Below are 22,352 nucleotides of genomic sequence, written 5' to 3'. Positions count from 1 at the left end.
CAGCGGTCACGGCAGCGGGTTCAGCGGTCCGGGTCGCGGTAGATCCGCCCGAGGGGGAATGCCTCCGGCTGGACGGGATGGGCGTAGTGGAAGCCCTGGTGGAGGGTGCAGCCGAGGGCGTCCAGCGCCGCCGCCTGGGACGCCGTCTCCATGCCCTCGGCGATGACGTTGAGCGAGAGCCGGTCGGCGAGCGCCAGTACCGCCTGCACGATCGCCGCCTCGTGGGCGTCCTCGTCCACCTGGTTGATCAGGCTGCGGTCGAGCTTGAGGGTGTCCACCGGCAGGCACTTGAGGTGGGAGAGCGACGAGTAGCCGATCCCGAAGTCGTCGATGGTGATGTGCACGCCGGCGCTGCGCAGCCGTGAGAGGGTGGCCGCGTTGCGCTCCGGGTCGCGCATGAATGTCCCTTCGGTGATCTCCAGTTCCAGCTGGGCCGGGTCGAGTCCGCCGCTGTCGATGGTCGCCAGTATCTCTTCCGCGAAACGCGGCGCCTCCAGCTCCAGCGGGCTGATGTTGACCGCCATGCGCAGCGGATAGCCCTGTTCCGCCCACGCTCTGGCCTGGTGTGCGGCGCGGCGGCGCAGCTGTGCACCGATGGCGACGATCAGTCCGGTCTGCTCGGCCAGCGGGATGAACCGCCCGGGCGAGATCGCCTCGCCGTCGGCCGGGATCCAGCGGGCCAGTGCCTCGACGCTTTCGATGCGCCCGCTGCGGGTGCAGACCCGCGGCTGGTACCAGAGGGTGAGGGCGTCCTGCTCCACCGCCCGGGCCAGGGCCTGTTCGAGCTGAACGCGTTCCTGCACGGCGGCGCCGTGGTGCGGCGCATAGCGCATGAAGCGCCTTCCGGCGGCCTTGGCCTCGTACATGGCGATGTCGGCGTGCTGGAGCAGGGCGTCCAGGCTGGTGCCGTCCTGCGGGCAGAGGACGCCGCCGATGCTGCAGTCCAGTCGCACCTCGCCGCCGGCGAGGGGGAGCGGGGACTCGAACGCCCGTCCCAGGTCGTCGACGACCTCGTCCAGAACGGCTGCGTCGCAGTCCGGGCAGAGCACGGCGAACTCGTCGCCCCCGAGCCGGGCGAGGGTGTCGCCCGGGCGCAGCCTGTCGGCGAGCCGGTCGGCGATGGCCGCGAGGATGCCGTCGCCGGTCTTGTGGCCCTGGGTGTCGTTGATGTCCTTGAACCGGTCCAGGTCCAGGTAGAGCACGCCGAGGCTGCGCCCGCCGGCCTGGTGCTCGCGGATCGTGTCCACGGCACGGTGTTGCAGCAGGCGGCGGTTCGGCAGGCCGGTGAGCGGGTCGTAGTAGGCGAGGCTGAAGGCCTCCTCCTCGTGGCGGCGGCGCTCGCTGATGTCGACGCAGACCGTGTAGAGCGCGGTGCGGCCGTTGTAGGCGATAGTCGTCATGGTCGCCTCGATGGGGATGTCCTGGCCGTCGAAGCCGCGGCACAGCCACTCGAAGCGGTGGAAGTGACGATAGTGGGCGAGCGCGATCATCTGCTGCGCCTTGATCCGGGAGTCGGTGCCGTCCGGCTGGGTCGGCGGGGAGACGTCCCAGGGCGTGAACGGCAGCACTGCCTCCCGTTCCAGGTGGCGCGCGCCGAGCACGTCCAGTGTCGCCTGGTTGCACTCCACGAAACGGTCGCCGTCGAGAATCAGAATGGCGTCTTCCGAGGCCTCGAAGACGTCCCGGAACATCCGCTCGTGGCGGCGCATGCGGGCCTGCGCACGATGCCGTTCGCGGATGTCTGTGGCCACGCACAGGCGCTGGGTGGCGCCGTCGTCGGCGATCTCGCTGATGCGCAGCTCCACCGGGATCGCCTCTCCGTCGGCGTGCCGCAGCACCGCCTCCAGGCACTGCGGTCCCCCGGCGGCGTCCAGCAGGCCCGGGCCCGGGGGCTCGGCGCGGGGGTCCGTCGCACCCAGCCAGGGCCATAGCGGCGCGCCGACCAGCATCCCGTCGTCCGCGCCGGTCAGGCGGCTGGCGCCGCGGTTGGCGCGCAGGATGACGCCGGTCTCGTCCAGCAGGAAGTAGGCGTCCGGCGACTCCTCGATGAACCGGTAGAGCCGTGCCTCGCTCGCCTGCAGCGCGCGCTCGGTGCGCCGGTGGTCGCTGACGTCCAGCAGGGCGCCGACGATCAGTCGCTCGCCGTGTCCGGTCCGTGTCAGGCGCTTGTGGCAGCGTACCTCGCGCAGCGTGCCGGTGCCGTCATCGAAGGTCAGCTCGTAGGGCAGTTCCTCGTGCTCACCGCGCCACAGCGCCTGGTCGATTTCGTGGTGGGTGGCGAGGTGCTCCTGGCTCAGGAAACGGTCCGGGTGGTAGCCGACGAGACCGGCGGGGCCGGCGCCGGAGACCACCTCGGCGAACGGCCGGTTGCACCCGCGGTAGCGGGACGACTCGTCCTTGTAGAAGACCGGGAAGGGCAGGGCGTCCAGGACGGTCTGGGCCTCGTCCACGGCGGTGGCCAGGCGCCGGTGCTGGCGCCGCCGTCGGGCGGCGGCGGCGATGCGGGTGCCATCGCCGGCGGATGTGCCGGCGACGACCAGCCATTCGTCGTCGCCCCCGGGGTTCGTGCACGCCGCGATCCAGCCGTCCCCTACGATCGCGGCCGCACCGGGCAGCTCGGCGAGCAGCGGGGCGGGGAGGAGACAGGGGCGCCGGAGCGAATCCCGCAGGCATGTCCGCAGCCCCGGCGAGGGGGCGAGGACACGGCTGGTTCCGGTGTCGTCCACACACAGGTGGCCGGTGGCCGTGGCGCGAATCGCCCAGGCGCGGCTGCCGGGGCCGGCAAGCAGGGTGAGCAGGTCCCGGAGCTGGGTGTCCGCGGTGATGCCCGGGCCGCGGAGACCGGTCATGGGGCGTCGGATGGATGTCCGCGTTCCAGGAAATCCGTCTCCGCCGGGGTGCTCTCGCGGTTGAGGATGCGGTTGCGGTGCGGGAAACGATCGAAGCGCAGGATGGTGTCCCGGTGCTCCCGCGCCGCCTTGAGCGAGCGCTCGAAGGGGGGGCGTTCGGGCTCGGGTACGGCGGCGACCAGTTCCTCGAAACGCTGCACGGCGCGGTCCTGCACCGGCAGTGATTCGGCGTGCATCATCGGCATGTAGAAGAACAGCCGCTCCACCGGGCGCAGGGCAAGGTCCTGGTCCTGCGTCTGGCCCTCCAGGGAATGCGCCAGGGCGAGGCGGTCGCTGGCGAAGGCGTCCGGGGTGTCACGGAATATGTTGCGGGAGAACTGGTCCAGCAGCACGATCAGCGCCAGCCGTCCGCGCGGGCTCTCGCCCCAGGTATCGCACTCGCCGCGGCGGGCGAGCTGGAGCAGGGCGCCGAATTCGGCCTCGATCTCGGCGTCCACTGTGTCGTCGGCGCGGAACCACAGGTCCATGCGCTCCCCGGCGATGGCACCGTCGTCCCGATCGGCGGCGTCGCCGCCGAACCAGTAGCTCAGGATCGCCTCGTGTCGCTCGCTCATCGGCCTTTCCGCAACGAATGGTCCGGGCATTGTGCCGTCGTGCCCGTCGCAGTGCCAGCGCCGGTCGACCCGGTCGACATCGACGCCCGTCGCGGCATCGGCTCCGGGCATGCCGTCACCCTCCGGTTACAGTGTCCACGCGCTGGCCCTCGTGTGGTATACGAGTGTGTCGGTCATTAAGAGCCTATTTCAGTAGGCCGCATACGCCGCGGCGCTTGCCTGTGGTTTGGGGCCAGGAAGGGCCGACGCGGTGTACCCGGCGGTACATAAGGAGACCCTGACACCGCCCCGGGGCCACAGGTGAGCGCCCCACAGGGTTGCGTCTGAGCGCCCACCATGCGGCGTTGCGCGCTCCTTATGTGAAATGACCACACCGCGTCGCACGCGCCTTGCGTGGCGGACGCTCAGACGCAACACGATGCATGCGGCCTACTGAAATAGGCTCTAAGGATTGCGGGGACGATATGCAGGGTTCCGGGTTCAGGACAGGGCGGCTGCGTCATCCGTGGCTCTGGCGCGCGGGCGCGTTCGCGGTGCTCGCGCTGGTGGTGTGGCTGTCGCTGACGCCGGCGCCGCCGAGCCCGCCGGTGGGGCTGTCCTGGGACAAGGCCCAGCACGCGCTCGCCTACGCGGTCCTCGCCTGGTGGTTCGCACAGGCGTGGCGGCGGCGGGTGCCCTCCGTGGCGCTGCTGCTGTTCGTGATCGGGCTGGTCCTCGAGGGACTGCAGGGACTGGGCGGCGAGCGCACGATGTCGCTGGCGGACGCCGCGGCCAACGGTGTCGGGGTGGCCCTCGGACTGGTCATCGTGCGCACGCCCCTGGGCCGGCTGTTCGAGGGCATCGAGACGGGCGCCGCCCGCTGGCGGCGCCCGTGATGCGCAGGCGGCGTTATTCCGGCCGGCCGTAGCCCCCGCCGCCGGGGGTGGCGACCACCACCGTGTCGCCGTCGGCCACTTCGGTCCGGTCGGTGCCCGCCAGCGCCTCGCGCCGCCCGTCGGCACGCTCCACCCACTGCTCGCCCAGCGCCCCGGGCTCGCCGCCCGCCAGCCCGGGCGGCGCCACCCGCCGGGAGTTGGACAGGATCGCCACGGTCATGGGCTCGCGGAAGCGGATCCGCCGCACCGCGCCGTCACCGCCGCGATGATGGCCGGCGCCCCCGGAGCCCGCGCGGATGGAGAAGCCCTCCAGCAGCACCGGGAAGCGCCATTCCAGGACCTCGGGGTCGGTGAGGCGGCTGTTCGTCATGTGCGACTGCACCGCGCTCGCACCGTCGAATCCCGGGCCCGCGCCGGTACCGCCGCACAGGGTTTCGTAGTGCTGGTAGCGGTCGTTGCCGAAGGTCAGGTTGTTCATGGTGCCCTGGGCGGCGGCCTGGCGGCCCAGTGCCAGGTAGAGGGCGTTGGTCACCACCTGGCTGACCTCGACGTTGCCGGCGACCACTGCGGCGGGGAAGCGCGGATTGAGCAGGCTGCCCTCCGGGATGACCAGCTCCACGGGCTTGAGGCAGCCGTCGTTGAGCGGGATGTCGTCGGCGACCAGGGTGCGCAGGACGTAGAGCACGGCGGCCCGCGTCACCGCCACCGGGGCGTTGAAGTTGCTCGCCTGGGCGTCGTCGGTGCCGGTGAAGTCCACCCGCGCGGTACGAGCGGTGCGGTCGACGGTCACCGCCACGCGCACGGCAGTGCCGTTGTCCATGGGTAGCTCGTAGCGGCAGTCCTCGAGCACGTCGATCACCCGGCGCACCTGCTCCTCGGCGTTGTCCTGGACGTGGTGCATGTAGGCGTGCACGACCTCCAGGCCGAACTGCGCGATCATGCCCCGCAGCTCCCGGGCGCCCTTCTCGTTGGCGGCGATCTGCGCGCGCAGGTCGTTGAGGTTCTGCTCGACGTCGCGGACCGGATGGTCGCCGCCGGTGAGCAGCTCGCGCACGGCCGCCTCACGGAAGCTGCCGGCGTCGACGAGGTGGAAGTTGTCGATGAGCACCCCCTCCTCGTCGATGCGACGGCTGTCCGGCGGCATGGACCCGGGGGTGATGCCGCCGACGTCGGCGTGATGGGCACGGGAGGCGATGTAGAACAGCACCCGCGCGCCGGCGTCGTCGAATACCGGGGTGACCACGGTGATGTCGGGCAGGTGGGTGCCGCCGTGGTAGGGATCGTTCAGCATGAACACGTCGCCGGGGCGCATGCTCTCGCGGCGGCGATCGACGATGGCGCGCACGCTCTCGCCCATGGAGCCCAGGTGCACGGGCACGTGGGGGGCGTTGGCGACCAGGTTCGCCTCCGGGTCGAAGACCGCGCAGGAGAAGTCCAGCCGCTCCTTGATGTTGGCGGAGTAGGCGGTCTTGCGCAGGGTCACGCCCATCTGCTCGGCGACGGACATGAACAGGTTGTTGAAGACCTCGAGCATCACCGGGTCCACGTCGGTGCCCACGGCCACCCGCTGCGGCCGGGCCTCCACGCGTTCCATGACCACGTGGTTGCGCGGCGAGACGGTGATCGCCCAGCCCGGCTCGACCACGATGGTGGAGACCGGGTCGCGGATGACCGCGGGACCGGCGATGCGGTCCCCCGGCAGCAGGGCCTCGCGGTCGTGGACCGGGGTCTCGTGGTCCTCGCCGGCCATGTGGGTGGTCACCGTGGCCAGGGCCTCGGGGGCGCCGGAGCCGCGTCCGGCCACCGGGGTCTCGTCGTCCAGGGCGCCGCTCTCGCCGGTGAGGTCCACGGTCGCGGCGGCCACCACCAGCCGCTTGTGGGGCATGACGAAGCCGAACTGCTGGCGGTGTTCCGCCTCGAAGGCGGCGCGGCTGCGCTCCGCGTCGTCCAGGTCCACCTCCAGGGTGGTGTCGGTGCCCTCGTACTTGGCGTGCAGGCGCCGGCGCATGCTCACCCGCTCCCGCGGGCAGCCCTGATCGGCGAGCTCCGCCAGCCCGTCCTCGGCGAGGCGGTCCAGCTCGGCGGCCACGCGGGCCGCGAGTGCATCGTCCAGGGGGGCGTCCACGGGCATCTCGCGCACGGTGGTGAGGTCGGCGAGCCCCATTCCGTAGGCGGAGAGCACGCCGGCGTGGGGGTGGATCAGCACCCGGGTCATGCCCAGGGCGTCGGCGACCAGGCAGGCGTGCTGGCCACCGGCACCGCCGAAGCAGTTGAGGGTGTAGCCGGTCACGTCGTGGCCGCGCTGCACCGAGATCTCCTTGATGGCGTTGGCCATGTTCTCCACGGCGATGCGCAGGAAGCCCTCGGCCACCGCCGCCGGGCTGCGCTCGTCGCCGGTGGCCTCGCGGATCGCCGCGGCCAGTTCGGCGAAGCGCTCGTGGACGACGGCGGCGTCCAGGGGCCGGTCCGCCTCGGGGCCGAAGACCCGCGGGAAGAACTCGGGCTGGAGCTTGCCGAGCATGACGTTGCAGTCGGTGACCGTGAGCGGCCCGCCCCGGCGGTAGCACGCCGGGCCCGGGTCGGCGCCGGCGGAGTCCGGCCCCACCCGGTAGCGGCTGCCGTCGAAGTGGCAGATGGAGCCGCCGCCGGCGGCGACGGTGTGGATCTGGAGCATCGGCACGCGCATGCGGATGCCGGCGATCACGGTCTCGAAGCTGCGCTCGTACTCGCCGGCGTAGTGGGAGACGTCCGTGGAGGTGCCGCCCATGTCGAAGCCGATGACGCGCTCGTAACCCGCCATCGCCGCGGTGCGCACACAGCCGACGATGCCCCCGGCGGGGCCGGAGAGGATGGCGTCCTTGCCCTCGAAGTAGCGGTGCTCGGTGAGCCCGCCATCGGATTTCATGAACATCAGCCGGGTGTCGCCGAGCTCGCCGGCGACCTGGTCGGCGTAGCGGCGCAGGATCGGCGAGAGGTAGGCGTCGACCACCGTGGTGTCGCCACGCCCGACCAGGCGCATCAGCGGGCTCACGCGGTGGGAGACCGACACCTGGGTGAAGCCGATCTCCCCGGCGATCGCGGCGAGCCGCGCCTCGTGGTCGGTGTAGCGGTAGCCGTGGACCAGGCAGATCGCGATCGCGCGGATGCCGTCGTCGTAGGCCGCCTGCAGCGCCTGCCGCGCCGCGGCCTCGTCCAGGGGCTCGATCACCTCGCCGTCCGCACCCAGGCGCTCGTCGATCTCCACCACGCGCTCGTAGAGCAGCTCCGGCAGCTCGATGTGCTGGGCGAAGATGTCCGGGCGCGATTGGTAGCCGATGCGCAGTGCGTCGTGGAAGCCGCGGGTGACGGCGAGCAGGGTGCGCTCGCCGTCGCGCTCGAGCAGCGCGTTGGTGGCCACGGTGGTGCCCATCTTCACGTGTTCGAGCTGATCCGCAGGGATCGGTGCGCCGTCGGCGAGACCGAGCAGCTCGCGGATGCCCTGCAGGGCGGCGTCGCGATAGCGCTCCGGGTTCTCCGAGAGGACCTTGCGGGTGAGCACGGTCCCGTCCGGGCGACGACCGATGACGTCGGTGAAGGTGCCGCCGCGGTCGATCCAGAACTGCCACTGGCCGTTGCCGTGAGGTGCGGTGTTGTCGTTCATTGGCTGTGCTCGGCTCGCATGCGTGTGTCGAATCCGGTCACCGGGCCGGCGGTGGCGGTGCGCCGCGCCGCCGGTGGGGACCGTCGTGGTACGTACGGCGTCCGCTGCGGTGACGGCGCAGCGCACGGGTGTATCGAAAGGCGTTCCGTCGCGGGTGAGCGTCCGCAGGCCCTAGCGGGCCATCTGCCGGGGCAGCCAGGTCGCCAGCTCCGGGAATAGCACCAGGATGACGACGGCGCTCAGGAGCACCAGGAAGAACGGCAGTGAGGCGCCGGCGATGCGGAAGATGTTGCGCCCTGTCAGCCCCTGGAGCACGAACAGGTTGAACCCCACCGGCGGGGTGATCTGCGACATCTCCACCACGACCACCAGGAAGATGCCGAACCACAGCGGGTCGATGCCGGCGGCGTTCACCATGGGCAGGATCACCGACGTGGTGAGCACCACCACCGAGATACCGTCGAGGAAACAGCCCAGCACCACGAAGAATACGGTAAGCGCGGCGATCAGCGCCACCGGCGAGAGCCCGAGTGCCGCGATCCACTCCGCCAGCGCCCGGGGGATGCCGGTGTAGCCCATGGCGGTGGTGAGGAAGGCGGCGCCGGCGAGGATGAACACGATCATGCACGAGGTCCGGGTCGCGCCCATCAGCCCGTCCCGGAAGCTCGCCAGTGACAGCCCGCCGGTCATCGCGGAGAGCACCAGCGCGCCCGCCACGCCGATGGCCGCGGCCTCGGTGGGCGTGGCGATACCGGCGTAGATCGAACCGATAACGCCGGCGATCAACGCGATCACCGGTGCCAGCCGGGCGGAGGCGCGCAGCCGCTCGCCGAGGGGCAGGGCCGGGTCCGCCGGCGGATTGCGCCCGGGGTGGAGCAGCGACCAGGTGACGATATAGCCCATGAACAGCACCACCAGCAGAATGCCGGGGAGCACCCCGGCCATGAACAGCCGGGCGATGGAGAGCTGGGCACTGACGCCGTAGACGATGAGGATGATCGACGGCGGGATGAGCAGGCCGAGGGTGCCCGAGCCGGCGAGGGTGCCGATGATCATGCGCTCGTCGTAGCCCCGGCGGCGCAGCTCGGGGATGGACATGCGGCCGATGGTCGCGGCGGTGGCCGCCGACGAGCCGGACACCGCGGCGAAGATGCCGCAGCCGAGCACGTTGACGTGCAGCAGCCGCCCGGGCAGACGCCGCAGCCACGGTGCGAGCCCGGCGTACATGTCCTCGGACAGCCGCGAGCGGAACAGGATCTCGCCCATCCAAACGAACAGCGGCAGCGGCGCCAGCGACCAGCTCGATACCGCGCCCCAGAGGCTGGAGCCGAGCACCAGCCCGGCGGGGGCGGAGGAGAACAGCGCGAGCCCGGCAAAGGCCACCACGGTAAGGCTGACCGCCACCCACACGCCGCCGGCGAGCAGGACGAACAGCAGCGCCATCAGGGCGAGACCGACCTCCAGCGTGCCCACTCAGTCCTCCACGGCGTAGAGCGGCGGCCGCCCGCGGAGTACCCGCAGGAGGTTGTCCGCGAGCGCGATGGTGAACACCACCAGGCCGGCGGCCATGCCGGTCTGCGGGATCCACAGCGGCACGGCGAGCAGCCCGGGGGAGACGTCGCCGTAGCGGATGGAGCCAAGCACCAGGTCCACGGCCCACCAGCTCGCGTAGGCGCTCATTGCCAGCGCCACCACCAGGGCGGCGGCCTCGACCGCCCGGCCCGCGCGTCCGCCGAGGTGTTCGAGCACCACGCGCACCCGGATGTGGCCGCCGTGGTTGAGGGTGTGGGCCAGGGCGAGGAACGCCGAGGCGGCGACGCAGAAGCCGGCGAGCTCGTTGGCCGAGGGCACGACCACGCCAACGAGCCGGCCCGCCGTCTGGGCGAGCACGAGCACGCCGATGGCGGCGAGGCACACCGCCCCGGCCACGCCGCTCACCAGGTAGAGGGCGTCGAGCAGCCGCCGCATCGCTCAGGCGGCGGCCGTTGCGGACGCCGCCGTCACTGCCGGTAGGCCTCGATGATGGCCTGGCCGTCCTCGCCGGTCTTCTCGAGCCACTCGTCGGTCATGGTCCGGCCGACGTCGGTGAGCCCGTCCATGAGGGCCTGGGAGGGGTCGAGCACCTGCATGCCGTTGTCCTCGAGGACCGCCTTCTTGGCCGCGGCCTCCTTGCGGCTCATCTCCCAGCCGCGTTTCTCGGCCTCGGCGGCGGCGTCGAGCACGGCCTGGCGGGTCTCCTCGTCGAGGGCGTCGAAGGCGCGCCGGTTGACGATGACCATGTTCTTGGGCAGCCACGCCTGGATGTCGTAGAAGCGGTCGACGAAGTCCCAGGCCTTGGAGTTGGCGCCGGTGGACGGCGAGGTGATCATGGCCTCGACGATGCCGGTGGCGAAGGCCTGGGGGATGTCCGGCACTTCGACCTGGGTCGGCACCATGCCGGTGAGCTCCGCCAGTCGCGAGGTGGTCGCGTTGTACGCCCGGAACTTCAGGCCCTCGAGGTCGTCGACGCCGTTCACCTCGCGGGACGTGTACAGCCCCTGCGCGGGCCAGGGTACGGCGTAGAGCAGCTGGATGCCGTCGTCCGCGAGGCGGGACTCGATCGCGTCCCGGGAGGCGTCCCACAGCTGCTCGGCGTCATCGTAGCTGGTGGCGAGGAACGGGATGGAATCCACCGCGAAGATCGGGTCCTCGTTGGCGAGCAGCGAGATGAAGACCTCGCCGGCCTGGACCTGCATGGTCTGCACCGCACGCTTGATCTGCGGGTGCTTGATCAGCGAGCCGGCGGAGTGGACGGTGATGGTCAGGTCGCCGTCCGTGGCCTCACGCACGTCCTCGGCGAACTGCCGGATGTTCTGGGTATGGAAGGTCGCGTCCGGATAGGGCGTGGCCATGTTCCACTGGGCCGCACCCGCGGTGCCGGCGCCGAGGGTCAGGGCCAGTCCGGCCATGAGGCCTGTGACGATGCGCATCGGTGGCTCCCCTTGTGTGTTATCGGTCCGCACCCGCGTGCGGACGGGTAATCGTACGACACGATAGCAGACGTGGGCCGGCGGAGGGCGCCGCCAGCCCACGCGGGGAGTATAGACGCTCGCCTTCGACCGTCAGTCCGCGCCCGCGGTGATCGGGCGCACCTCGACGTCGACCTGAATGTCCCCGGCCTTCTCGAAGGTCAGCGTCATGGGGAAGTGGTCGCCGGCCTTCAGGGGCTGGTCGAGGCCCATGAGCATGACGTGATAGCCGCCCGGGGCGAACGCCAGCGGGCTGTCCGGGCCCACGTCGACGCCGTCGACATGCTTCATGGTGCGGTTGCCGTTCTCCGTCACCGTCCGGTGCAGCATGGCCTTCTTGGCGACGGGGCTGGCCACGCCGACCAGCCGGTCCGTCCCGGACGCCGCCGTCGCCTCGAAGTAGGCGGCGCCGGCCGGCGCGCCGGGCGGGGTCGCGCGGGCCCATGCCCCGGAGACGGTGACACCGCCCGGGGCCGCCGCGTGGGCGGCGGTCACGGCGAGGAGGAGGGTGGCGCAGAGGGCGATCAGGCGTGCGGTCATCGTCGGGGCTCCTTGCCCGTCGGGGCTCAGTGGTTTGCGCGACTATACCAAGGCGGACGGCCGCGGGGCGTGATGCTCCCCGCGGCCGCGCGAGGCGCCGGTCAGGCCTGGGCTGTCTCCCGGGCCCGCTCGAAGGTGAGCTCGTCGCCCTCGACGTCCACCCGGATCACGTCGCCGGGGCCGTACTCGCCGGCGAGGATGCGCTGGGCCAACGGGTTCTCCAGGCGCTGCTGGATGACCCGCTTGAGCGGCCGGGCCCCGTAGACCGGGTCGAAACCGGCCTCGCCGAGGCGGTCCAGGGCGGCGTCGGAGATGACGAGGGCCATCTCCCGGTCCTTGAGGCGCTTGTCCAGGTAGGCGGTCTGGACCTCGGTGATCCGCCGGATCTGGCGCCGGTCGAGCGGGTGGAAGACCACCACGTCGTCGATCCGGTTGATGAACTCCGGGCGGAACTGCTGGGCGACCACTTCCATGACCGCCGACTTCATGCCCTCGTAGTCCTCGGCGGCCTTCTCCTGGATCAGGTGCGAGCCGAGGTTGGAGGTCATCACGATCACGGTGTTGCGGAAATCCACTGTGCGCCCGTGACTGTCGGTGAGGCGGCCGTCGTCGAGCACCTGCAGGAGGATGTTGAACACGTCCGGGTGCGCCTTCTCCACCTCGTCGAGGAGGATCACGGAGTAGGGTTTGCGGCGCACGTGCTCGGTGAGGTAGCCGCCCTCTTCGTAGCCGACGTAGCCCGGCGGTGCGCCGATCAGCCGCGCGACGGCGTGCTTCTCCATGAACTCCGACATGTCGATGCGGATCATGGCCTCCTCGGTGTCGAAGAGGAACGACGCCAGCGCCTTGCACAGCTCGGTCTTGCCCACGCCGGTGGGGCCGAGGAAGAGGAACGAGCCGTTGGGCCGGTTCGGGTCGGCGAGGCCGGCACGGGAGCGGCGTATCGCGTTGGACACGGCGCTGACCGCCTCCTGCTGGCCGATCACCCGCTCGCCGAGGGCTTCCTCCATGCGCAGGAGCTTGTCCTTCTCGCCCTCGAGCATCTTGGCCACGGGGATGCCGGTCCACTTCGAGACCACCTCGGCGATCTCCTCGTCGGTGACCTGGGTGCGTAGCAGCCGCATCTCCTGCATCTCCACCTGCGAGGCCATGTCGAGCTGGCGCTCGAGCTCCGGGATGCGCCCGTACTGCAGCTCGGACATGCGCCCGAGGTCGCCGGCGCGGCGCGCCGTCTCCAGGTCCAGGCGCGCCTGCTCCAGGGCCTCCTTGATGCTCTGGGTGCCCTCCACGGCGGCCTTCTCGGAGTTCCAGACCTCCTCGAGCTCGGCGTAGCGGCGCTCGACCTCCCCGAGCTCCTCGTCCAGCGCGGCCAGTCGCTTGCGCGACGCCTCGTCGGACTCCTTGTTCAGCGCCTCGCGCTCGATCTTGAGCTGGATGCGTCGGCGGTCGAGGCGGTCCATCTCCTCGGGCTTGGAGTCGATCTCGATGCGGATGCGGCTCGCGGCCTCGTCGACCAGGTCGATGGCCTTGTCCGGGAGGTGGCGGTCGGTGATGTAGCGCTGTGAGAGCGTGGCCGCGGCGACGATCGCCGGGTCGGTGATCTCCACGCCGTGGTGGACCTCGTAGCGCTCCTTGAGGCCACGGAGGATGGCGATGGTGTCCTCGACGCTGGGCTCGTCCACCAGCACCTTCTGGAAGCGGCGCTCGAGCGCGGCGTCCTTCTCGATGTTCTGGCGGTACTCGTCCAGCGTGGTGGCACCGATGCAGTGCAGCTCGCCGCGGGCCAGCGCGGGCTTGAGCATGTTGCCCGCGTCCATGGAGCCTTCCGCCTTGCCGGCGCCCACGATGGTGTGGATCTCGTCGATGAACAGGATGACCTGGCCTTCCTGCTTGGCGAGATCCTTGAGCACGGCCTTGAGCCGCTCCTCGAACTCGCCGCGGTACTTCGCGCCGGCCACCAGCGCGCCCATGTCCAGCGACAGCAGCCGCTTGTCGCGGAGCGCGTCCGGCACCTCGCCGTTGATGATCCGCTGGGCGAGGCCCTCGACGATCGCGGTCTTGCCCACGCCGGGCTCGCCGATCAGCACCGGGTTGTTCTTGGTCCGGCGCTGGAGCACCTGCACGGTGCGCCGGATCTCGTCGTCGCGGCCGATCACCGGGTCGACCTTGCCCTGCTCGGCGCGCTCGGTGAGGTCGATGGTGTACTTGTCCAGCGCCTGGCGCTGGTCCTCGGCGTTGGGGTCGGAGACATTCTCGCCGCCGCGCACCGCCTCGATGGCGCGCTCGATCGCCGAGCTCTCGGCCCCGGCGCGGCGCAGGATCTCGCCGGCGTTGGCGCGCTGGTCCTCGACCAGGGCGAGCACGAACAGCTCGCTGGAGATGTAGGCGTCCTTGCGCTTCTGCGCGAGCTTGTCGGTGACGTTGAGCAGCCGCCCCAGGTCCTTGGAGAGCTGTACGTCGCCGGCGGTGCCTTCCACCTGCGGCATGCGGTCGAGCGCCTCACCGAGCCGGGAGCGCAGGTAGTTGACGTTTACCCCGGCCTGCTGGAGGAGCTGGCGCATGCCGCCGCCCTCCTGGTCCAGCATGGCGATGAGCACGTGTTCGGGCTCGATGAACTGGTGGTCGCGGCCCACCGCGCGGGACTGTGCCTCCGCCAGGGCCGTCTGGAATTTGGTGGTCAGTCTGTCCATCTGCATATGGGCGACACCTCTGGAAGTCTCGATTCATCGTCTGAGGCCATAGATGGGGCAGGGCGCGCCGGATTGCAACGTTCCGGCGTATCCAGCGGCCGACCGCCGACCCCGTTGCTGTGCTATCGTCGCCGGCAATAACGATACGATTCCAAACGGCAGCCGGAGCCGCGTAGCCCGGGTCGTCGACATTGGGGGTGGTGCCGTCGTGGCGGTGAGAACGCTGGGCGACATGGTATCGCGTGGCGGGGCGTTGACCGTCGCGCCGGATGCAGGGCTGCCCGGGACGCTGGCCCGCATGCGGCGCGAGTCGACGGACGCCGTCGTCGTGATCGAGGACGGCCGGCCGGTGGGCATACTCACCGAGCGCGATGCGGTGCGGCTGGCCTATCGCGGCTGGCGTACCGCGGGTGTGAGCGTTGCCGGCGTGATGACGCGCCATCCGGTGACGGCGCCGGTGTCCATGGACTACCGCGAGGCCTATCGCCTGGTGGCGGACCGCCAGCTCCGTCACCTCGTGGTGGTCGACACGGATGGCCGGCTTGCCGGCCTGGTCGGCGACGGCGAGTTCATGCAGCTGCTCGCCGGCGAGTTGTCTGCCGGCCTGTCCGCCGTCGCCGGCATCATGACCCACCGCGTGCATTCCCTGGGCGAGACCGCGACGGTGGCCGACGCCGTGGCGCTGATGGTTCACCACCAGGTGTCCTGCGTGGTGCTCGAGCGCGGCGCCCGGCCCGTCGGTATCTTCACCGAGCGGGACCTGGTGCGCATCGAGGCCGACGCCGCCGGGGCGGTGGAGGATGAGCCCCTGGTGCGCTTCGCCAGCATGCCGGTACACACCGTCGCTGCCGGGGCGAGCGTGGCCGTGGCCGTCGCGCGCATGGATGAGGCGGGCGTCCGGCGGCTGGTGGTGACCGGCGCCGACGGCGTCATCTCCGGTCTGGTGACACGTCACGACATCGTGCGCGAGCTCTACGGCCGGCACATCGACGACCTCCTGGATATCCTGTCCAGCCGCGAGGCGGAGGTGGGCGCGTTACGCGCCGAGCTGCAGGCGGAGCACGAACTGCATCGCAGCGAGGCGCTGCTGGCCGAGACCCAGCGCATCGCGGAAATCGGCAGCTGGTCCCGCGGGGAGCCCAGCCGCGGATACTGGTGGTCGTCGCAGGTCTTCCGGCTCCTCGCCCTGGACCCGGAGGAGACCCCGGCATCGCCGCGGGCGCTGCTCTCGCGGGTCCATCCGGATGACCGCGAACGGGTGGCGGCGACCCCCGCGGGTGGCGGCGAGGCGCCGGACGAGGGGATGCTGAGCTACCGGCTGGTGCTGCCGGATGGACGGCTCCGCCACGTCCAGCAGCGCTGGCACCGGGCCGGGGGCTCGTGTGGCCGCGACGGCCAGGTTATCGGCACCATCCAGGACATGTCCGGCCTCCATGAGGCCGAGGCCCGGGCCTCGGCGGAGGCGGAGCGCTTCCGGCTGTTCTTCGAGCGCAACGCCTCGGTGATGCTCATCATCGACCCCGCGGGCGGCGGTATCATTGCCGCGAACCAGGCAGCGTGCGCGTTCTATGGCTATTCCCCGGGCGAGCTCGTCGGGATGCCCATCGGCGCCATCAACACACTGCCGCCGGCCGAGCTGAAACGCCAGATGGCCCGGGCGGTGGGGCAGAGCCGCAATCACTTCGAGTTCCGGCACCGCCTCGCCGACGGCGAGGAGCGGGACGTCGAGGTGTACTCGACGCCCGTGCGCGAGGACGATCGGGAGCTGCTGTTCACCATCGTCCACGATGTCACCGAGCGGCGGCGGGCCGAGGAACGGCTGGCACTGGACGCGAGCGTTTTCACGCACGCCCGCGAGGGCATCGCCATCACCGACGCCGACAACCGGATAGTCGACGTCAACGATGCCTTCACCCGGATTACCGGCTACTCCCGCGAGGAGGCCCTTGGCAACACCCCGGCCCTCCTCAAGTCGGGGCGGCAGCCGGATGCCTTCTATCGCACGATGTGGCGGAGCCTCAACGAGTCCGGTCACTGGAGTGGCGAGATCTGGAACCGGCGCCGTGACGGTGCGATCTACGCCGAGATGCTCACCATCAGCGTGGTGCGCGACGAGCACGGCCGGGTGTGCAATCACGTGGCGCTGTTCTCCGACATCACCGAGGAGAAGCGCCGCCAGCGCCAGCTCGAACACATCGCCCACTACGATGCCCTGACCGACCTGCCCAACCGGGTGCTGCTCGGCGACCGGCTCGCCCAGGCAATGGCGCGTGCCGACCGTGACGGCCACTCCCTGTCCCTGGTGTACCTGGACCTGGATGGTTTCAAGCGCGTCAACGAGAGCCACGGCCACGAGGTCGGCGACGCCGTGATCACCACCATCGCAGGCCGTCTCGGCCGTGCGCTGCGGGCCACGGACACACTGGCGCGCATCGGCGGCGACGAGTTCGTGGCCGTGCTCGCGGACATCGACCCGACGACGGACGACGAGGGCATGCTCGCCCGGCTCGCGGACGTGGCCTCGCGAGCGGTGGAGATCGACGGGCGCTCGATCAGCCTCACCGCAAGTCTCGGTGTGACCGGCTACCCCCAGGCGGAGTCGGTGGATGCCGAGCAGCTCCTGCGCCAGGCCGATCAGGCCATGTACCAGGCCAAGCTCGCGGGCCGCAATCGGGTCCATGTCTTCGACGTCGCCCGGGATCGGGACCTGCGCGGGTTCCACGAGGATGTGGCGCGCATGCGCCAGGCGTTGGCGGACGACGAGCTCACGGTGTTCTACCAGCCCAAGGTGAACATGCGTACCGGCGAGCTGGTCGGCGCGGAGGCGTTGGTGCGCTGGCACCACCCGGAGCAAGGCCTGCTCGGACCCGCCCGGTTCCTGCCGGCGATCGAGGGTCACCCGGTCTCGCTGGAGATCGGCGAGCGTGTCCTGCACCGGGCGCTCGCCCAGCTCGCGGCCTGGCAGGCGGAGGGGCTGACCCTGCCGCTGAGTGTGAACATCGGGGCGCTGCAACTCCAGCAGCCCGACTTCCCCGAACGGCTGCATCACATCCTCGCCGGGCATCCGGGCGTGGACCCCGGGCTGCTGAGGCTGGAGGTCCTGGAGACCAGCGCGCTCGAGGATATGGCCCACGTCACCCGGGTAATGCGCGAGTGTGCCCGCCTCGGGGTGTACTTCTCGCTGGACGACTTCGGCACTGGCTACGCCTCGCTGACCTACCTCAAGCGATTGCCTGTGGTCGAGCTCAAGATCGACCGGAGCTTCGTCGCCGACAGCCTGGAGGACGCGGAGGACTTCGCCATCGTCGAGGGCGTGATGGGGCTGGCGCGGGCATTCGGCCACGACGTGGTTGCCGAGGGTGTGGAGAACGAGGCCCAGGGCGAGCTGTTGCTCAAGCTCGGCTGCGAGCTGGCCCAGGGGTTCGCCATCGCCCGGCCGATGCCGCCGGAGGCGCTTCCGGCCTGGCGCCGCCGGTGGCGCCCGTATCCCCGCTGGAGCGGTCAGGAGACGGTCCCCCAGGAGATGCTGCCCCTGCACCTCGCCGGCATCGAGCACCGTTTGTGGATGCAGGCCCTGGAGGGCTTCCTCGACGGCTGCCGGGCGGTGCCGCCGGCAATGGATCACCGCGAGTGCCGTTTCGGCCAGTGGCTGGACCGGGAGCGGGTGCGCCGCGGCGCGGAGGCCGGGGCGCTGGACGAGCTCGACCGTCGGCACCGCCGGGTGCACCGCTTCGCCCGTGCGATGCTCACCGTTCACGAGCGCGGCGACAGCAGCCGCGCCCGGCAGGGGCTGTCCCGCCTGAAGGTGCTGGGCGACCGGTTGCTCGCGTGCCTGGGGGATCAGCTGCCCGCGCGCTCCGATCGCCCGTTGAGCCGTTCCCATGCCCAGGGCGGCGGTCCGTCGCCGTAGCACTCGCGCAGGAAATCGATGAACACGCGCACCTTGGCCGAGACGTTGTGCGTGTAGGGGTAGATGGCGTGGATGGCCATCCCCGGGGCCCGGTAATCGCAGAGCACCCGCTCGAGCCGGCCCTCGGCCACTGCCCGGTTGGCGATGAAATCCGGGGTGAGCACCAGCCCGGTGCCGGCGCAGGCCGCGTCTATCAGGATCTCGCCGTTGTTGGCCTGGAAGCGCCCGCGTACGGGGACCCGGTGGGTACGCCCGTCCGCTCCGGTCAGCCGCCATTCCCGGGTGTTGCGGGCGTAGGCATAGACCAGGCAGGCGTGCCCGGCCAGTGCCTCCGGCGTCTGCGGCCGGCCGTGGCGGGCCAGGTAGTCCGGTGACGCGCAGATCCAGCCCTCACAGGGGGCGATGCGGCGGGCGATGTGGCTGGAGTCCTGGAGCTCGGTGATCCGTATCGCCACGTCGAAGCCCTCGTTGACCAGGTCGACGAAGCGATCGTTGAGGACCACGTCCACCGACAGCTCCGGGTAACGGTCCAGGAAGGCGGGCAGTACGGCGGAGAGGTGCTGCAGGGCGAAGGAGACGGGTACATTGACCCGCAGCAGGCCGCGGGGCCGGGCCTGGAGGTCGCCCACCGCGCGTTCCGCCTCCCCCAGCTCCTCGAGGATGCGCAGGGCCCGGTCGCGGAACTGCGCCCCGGGCTCGGTGAGGTGCAGCCGTCGGGTCGTGCGGTTGAACAGCCGTACGCCCAGATGCTGCTCGAGTGCCTTGACCTGCTTGCTGATCACCGACTTGGAGACGTCCATGCGCTCCGCGGCGGCGGTGAAGCTGCCCTCCTCGGCAACGCCGACGAAGGCCTCGAGGGCGGCGAATCGGTCCATGGCAGGGCTCCGGCAAAGGTTATCGTTTACTTATAGGAAACAGTTTTTTCGGAATCAAGAAGATTGTCGCCTCAGGGTTTTCAGTTAGCCTGAGACCGTACTCAATAGCATGGCGAAGGAGATTCCGATATGACACGCGTACTGGTCCTCTACTACAGCATGTATGGTCACATCGAGCAGATGGCGGATGCCGTCGCGGCAGGGGCGCGCGAGGTGCCCGGCGCCGAGGTCGTGGTCAAGCGGGTACCCGAGACCATGCCCGAGGAGGCGGCGCGCAATGCCGGCGCCAAGCTCGATCAGGCGGCCCCGGTGGCTTCCCCCGGCGAGCTCGCCGACTATGACGCGGTGATCCTCGGTACGCCGACCCGGTTCGGCAACATGGCCGGGCAGATGCGCAATTTCCTCGACCAGACCGGCGGGCTGTGGGCCAGCGGTGCACTGGCCGGCAAGGTGGGCAGCGTGTTCACCTCCACGGGTACCGGCGCCGGCAACGAGACCACCATCGTGAGTGCGTGGTTCACTATGGCCCATCACGGCATGGTGCTGGTCGGGCTGCCGTACGCGAAGGCCCCGGAGCTGTTCGACATCAGCGAGCCCCGCGGCGGCTCGCCCTACGGTGCGGGCACCATGGCCGGCGGTGACGGCTCGCGTCAGCCGACGGACAAGGAGCGCTCGCTCGCCCGCGCCCAGGGGCGCCACGTTACCGAGATCGCGGCGAAGCTCGCGGCCTAAGGCCACTGGTCCCCGCGGCACCGCCGCGGGGCGCGGACTGCCAGAGGAGGCGAACATGGGTCTGCTCATCGACGGTGTCTGGCACGATCGCTGGTATGACACCGACAGCACCGGCGGGCGCTTCGAGCGGCCGGAGACGGTGTTCCGCGACTGGGTCTCGCCGGAGCCCTCGGCGCGCTTCGCCGCGGAGCCCGGGCGCTATCACCTCTACGTCTCGCTGGCCTGCCCGTGGGCCCACCGCGTGCTGATCACGCGGCGCCTCAAGGGCCTGGAGGACGTCATCGGGGTGTCGGTGGTCCATCCGTACATGGGGGATCAGGGCTGGTCGTTCGGCGACTACCCGGGCGCCACCGGGGATCGTCTGCACGGCCTCGATCACCTGTACCAGCTCTATACCCGGGCGCGGCCGGACTACACCGGGCGGGTCACGGTGCCGACCCTGTGGGACACCCGCGAGGGCACCATCGTCAACAACGAGTCCGCCGACCTGGTGCGGATGCTCAACACCGCGTTCGACCGCTGGGGCCGGGACGACGTCGATCTGTATCCGGCTGACCATCGCGAGGCCATCGACGCCATCAACCCGTTCGTCTACGACCGGGTCAATAACGGTGTCTACAAGGCCGGCTTCGCCACCGCGCAGGCGGCCTACGAGGAGGCGGTCACGGCGCTGTTCGAGGCCCTCGACGAGCTCGAGGCACGGCTGGCCCGCCAGCCCTACCTCGCCGGCGACCGCCTGACCGAGGCGGACGTGCGGCTATTCACCACCCTGGTGCGTTTCGACCCGGTTTACGTCGGCCACTTCAAGTGCAATATCCGCCGACTGGTGGATTATCCGAACCTGTGGGCCTACACCCGCGAGATCTACCAGGTGCCGGGGGTGGCGCCGACCGTGAGCCTCGATCACATCAAGCGCCACTATTACACCTCGCACCCGACGATCAATCCCACCGGCATCATCCCCGTGGGCCCGGAGATCGACCTCGAGGCCCCGCACGGGCGGGGGGCGTGATATCGTGACGGGTTCAATCCACGATTGACGGGACCATGAGCGAACAGGCAGCCAGCAGCCCCGGTGCCGTGCACGTCAGTGCGGCCCGGCTTCCGACCCGGTGGGGGGAGTTCATCATCCACGGCTTCGAGGAGCCGGGGGGCGGGCGTGAGCACGTGGCCCTGGTCATGGGCGAGGTCGACGGCGCGGAGTCGGCGCTGGTGCGCGTGCACTCGGAGTGTCTCACCGGCGATGCCCTGTTCAGCCAGCGCTGCGACTGTGGCCCGCAGCTCGAGGAGGCCCTGCGGCGCATCGGCCGCGAGGGCCGCGGCGTGCTGGTCTACCTCCGCCAGGAGGGCCGGGGCATCGGGCTGCTGAACAAGATCCGGGCGTACGCCGTCCAGGACCGTGAGGGCGCGGACACGGTGGAGGCCAACGAGGCCCTGGGCTTCGCCGCCGACGCCCGCGACTACACCGTCGCCGCGGACATGCTCCGCTATCTCGGGGTGACGTCGGTGCGGCTGCTCACCAACAATCCCAGCAAGGTGAACGGGCTCGAGGGGGCGGGCGTCCACGTGGCCGAGCGCATCGCCCTGCAGGCCGGCCGCAATCCCCACAATCACGGCTACCTGGAAACCAAGGCCGCCAAGTTCGGCCACCTCTTCGACGACTGACCCGCGCGGCGTCCGCGGCGCGCCGGACGGGTGGCGCCCGGCGTGGGTGGCCGGCGTTGCCGCCTAGCGGGGCACGCGGTAGCTGCTCTCGTCGAGCAGGTCGATTCCGCAGGGGAGGTTCTCGATCCAGTCCAGGAAGCGGTGGATCATCTCGCGGCCCTTGAACGGCCGGCCGTGCTGGGGCACCAGCCAGTCGATGTCCATCTGCCGGACCATGCGCGCCCACAGCCGGCAGGCGCGGTTAGCCACCATGTAGCGCTGGTGGAAGCCCTTCATCGTGGGGATGTGCGCCTCGAAGTCCTCGACCGGTTCGCCGGGGTGGTCCTCGACCAGCGAGGCGCCCATGTCGCCGGAGAACAGGATCCGCGCGGTGGTGTCGTAGAACTGGAAGTTGCCCACCGAGTGCAGGAAGTGCGCGGGCACGGCCTTGATCACGGAATCGCCCAGCGGGATCCTGCCGCCCTCGTCCTCCAGGCCGACGATGCGGTCGACGATGCGTGCGCTCTGGTAGCCGGGCACCAGGTGCGGCAGAAAGCGCGTCCACAGCTTCGAGCACACCACCTTGCAGTCCGTGTACATCAGCCAGCGGTCCAGCGAGGCGATGATGTCGGGATCCTGGTGGGACGCGAACACGTAGTCCATTTCCTTGAGACGGATCTGGCGGCCCAGGGTCACCGACAGCGGTGTGTAGGTGAGATCGCCGCCGGGGTCCACCAAGGCTGCGGCGTCCCCGTCCAGTATGAGGAACTGGTTGGACTGGATGCCGTGCTCGCCGGAAACCAGCGAGTCGAACGTATAGCAGGCATGGTGGCCGTCGTTGTAGAGTTCGATTGCCATCGTCGGTCCGGATCCTCCTGATGAGGCTTCGGCGAGGTATGGTGTCGGGCCGTAACCCCCATCGCAGAGGCTATCGCATACGGCCGGAGGGCTTTTGACACAGGTCAATCCGGTCGA

The 22,352-nt window shown here is 70.4% G+C and carries 15 protein-coding genes; 5 read left to right on the top strand and 10 right to left on the bottom strand.

Annotated features, from left to right (window positions below; genetic code table 11):
* Positions 1–20 precede the first annotated feature (20 nt).
* On the bottom strand, positions 21–2,849 hold the full coding sequence (locus ACEZHJ_RS15800; RefSeq protein WP_375036692.1) for an EAL domain-containing protein: 2,829 nt from the start codon (positions 2,847–2,849) through the stop codon (positions 21–23).
* Entirely contained in the window at positions 2,846–3,463 is a 618-nt protein-coding gene (locus ACEZHJ_RS15795; protein ID WP_163139819.1) for a DUF924 family protein, read from the bottom strand. Before ACEZHJ_RS15795 ends, ACEZHJ_RS15800 begins: the two co-directional genes overlap by 4 nt.
* A gap of 464 nt (positions 3,464–3,927) precedes the next feature.
* On the opposite strand from ACEZHJ_RS15795, the gene ACEZHJ_RS15790 reads away from it, so the two are divergent.
* Positions 3,928–4,338 carry a hypothetical protein gene (locus tag ACEZHJ_RS15790; RefSeq protein WP_163143479.1) on the top strand — a complete coding sequence of 137 codons (411 nt, stop codon included), beginning with the start codon at positions 3,928–3,930 and terminating at the stop codon, positions 4,336–4,338.
* 13 nt (positions 4,339–4,351) lie between these two features.
* On the opposite strand, the gene ACEZHJ_RS15785 is transcribed toward ACEZHJ_RS15790, so the two are convergent.
* The 6 genes from ACEZHJ_RS15785 to clpB form a co-directional block, all read right to left on the bottom strand.
* Complete coding sequence (locus tag ACEZHJ_RS15785; RefSeq protein ID WP_375036691.1) at positions 4,352–7,978, bottom strand: hydantoinase B/oxoprolinase family protein; 3,627 nt, start codon at positions 7,976–7,978, stop codon at positions 4,352–4,354.
* A gap of 171 nt (positions 7,979–8,149) precedes the next feature.
* Positions 8,150–9,451 carry a TRAP transporter large permease gene (locus ACEZHJ_RS15780; protein ID WP_375036690.1) on the bottom strand — a complete coding sequence of 434 codons (1,302 nt, stop codon included), beginning with the start codon at positions 9,449–9,451 and terminating at the stop codon, positions 8,150–8,152.
* Positions 9,452–9,946, bottom strand: coding sequence for a TRAP transporter small permease (locus tag ACEZHJ_RS15775; protein ID WP_163142946.1), 495 nt, complete (start codon positions 9,944–9,946; stop codon positions 9,452–9,454).
* A 32-nt stretch (positions 9,947–9,978) separates the two neighbouring features.
* Positions 9,979–10,947 carry a TRAP transporter substrate-binding protein gene (locus ACEZHJ_RS15770; RefSeq protein ID WP_375036689.1) on the bottom strand — a complete coding sequence of 323 codons (969 nt, stop codon included), beginning with the start codon at positions 10,945–10,947 and terminating at the stop codon, positions 9,979–9,981.
* Between the two features lie 132 nt (positions 10,948–11,079).
* The gene (locus tag ACEZHJ_RS15765; RefSeq protein WP_163143891.1) at positions 11,080–11,526 is read right to left on the bottom strand and encodes a copper chaperone PCu(A)C; all 447 of its coding nucleotides are present in this window, start codon (positions 11,524–11,526) and stop codon (positions 11,080–11,082) included.
* Between the two features lie 101 nt (positions 11,527–11,627).
* A complete protein-coding gene (clpB, locus tag ACEZHJ_RS15760; protein WP_375036736.1) occupies positions 11,628–14,216 on the bottom strand; it encodes an ATP-dependent chaperone ClpB in 2,589 nt (862 codons plus the stop codon).
* Between the two features lie 208 nt (positions 14,217–14,424).
* Between clpB and ACEZHJ_RS15755 the strand changes: the two genes are divergently transcribed.
* Complete coding sequence (locus ACEZHJ_RS15755) at positions 14,425–18,126, top strand: EAL domain-containing protein (RefSeq protein WP_375036688.1); 3,702 nt, start codon at positions 14,425–14,427, stop codon at positions 18,124–18,126.
* Here the strand turns inward: ACEZHJ_RS15755 and ACEZHJ_RS15750 are convergent.
* Entirely contained in the window at positions 18,057–19,001 is a 945-nt protein-coding gene (locus ACEZHJ_RS15750) for a LysR family transcriptional regulator (RefSeq protein ID WP_163140855.1), read from the bottom strand. The two genes, ACEZHJ_RS15755 and ACEZHJ_RS15750, sit on opposite strands and share 70 nt — an antisense overlap.
* Positions 19,002–19,130: 129 nt before the next feature.
* Here ACEZHJ_RS15750 and wrbA point away from each other — a divergent pair, with 129 nt between their 5' ends.
* From wrbA to ribA, 3 genes are read left to right on the top strand one after another with little or no spacing between them, the layout of a single operon-like run.
* Positions 19,131–19,733: an NAD(P)H:quinone oxidoreductase gene (gene wrbA / locus ACEZHJ_RS15745; RefSeq protein WP_163140852.1), complete on the top strand. Its 603-nt coding sequence runs from the start codon at positions 19,131–19,133 to the stop codon at positions 19,731–19,733.
* Positions 19,734–19,788: 55 nt separating this feature from the next.
* Entirely contained in the window at positions 19,789–20,745 is a 957-nt protein-coding gene (locus ACEZHJ_RS15740; protein WP_259202130.1) for a glutathione S-transferase family protein, read from the top strand.
* Between the two features lie 35 nt (positions 20,746–20,780).
* Entirely contained in the window at positions 20,781–21,398 is a 618-nt protein-coding gene (gene ribA / locus ACEZHJ_RS15735; protein WP_163140846.1) for a GTP cyclohydrolase II, read from the top strand.
* Between the two features lie 63 nt (positions 21,399–21,461).
* Here ribA and ACEZHJ_RS15730 read toward each other — a convergent pair whose 3' ends face one another.
* Positions 21,462–22,235 carry an MBL fold metallo-hydrolase gene (locus ACEZHJ_RS15730; protein WP_163140843.1) on the bottom strand — a complete coding sequence of 258 codons (774 nt, stop codon included), beginning with the start codon at positions 22,233–22,235 and terminating at the stop codon, positions 21,462–21,464.
* Positions 22,236–22,352 lie beyond the last annotated feature (117 nt).

It is taken from the genome of Arhodomonas sp. KWT2, assembly GCF_041949875.1.
Taxonomy (GTDB): domain Bacteria; phylum Pseudomonadota; class Gammaproteobacteria; order Nitrococcales; family Nitrococcaceae; genus Arhodomonas; species Arhodomonas aquaeolei.
This window is presented reverse-complemented; position numbering and strand designations above follow the sequence as displayed.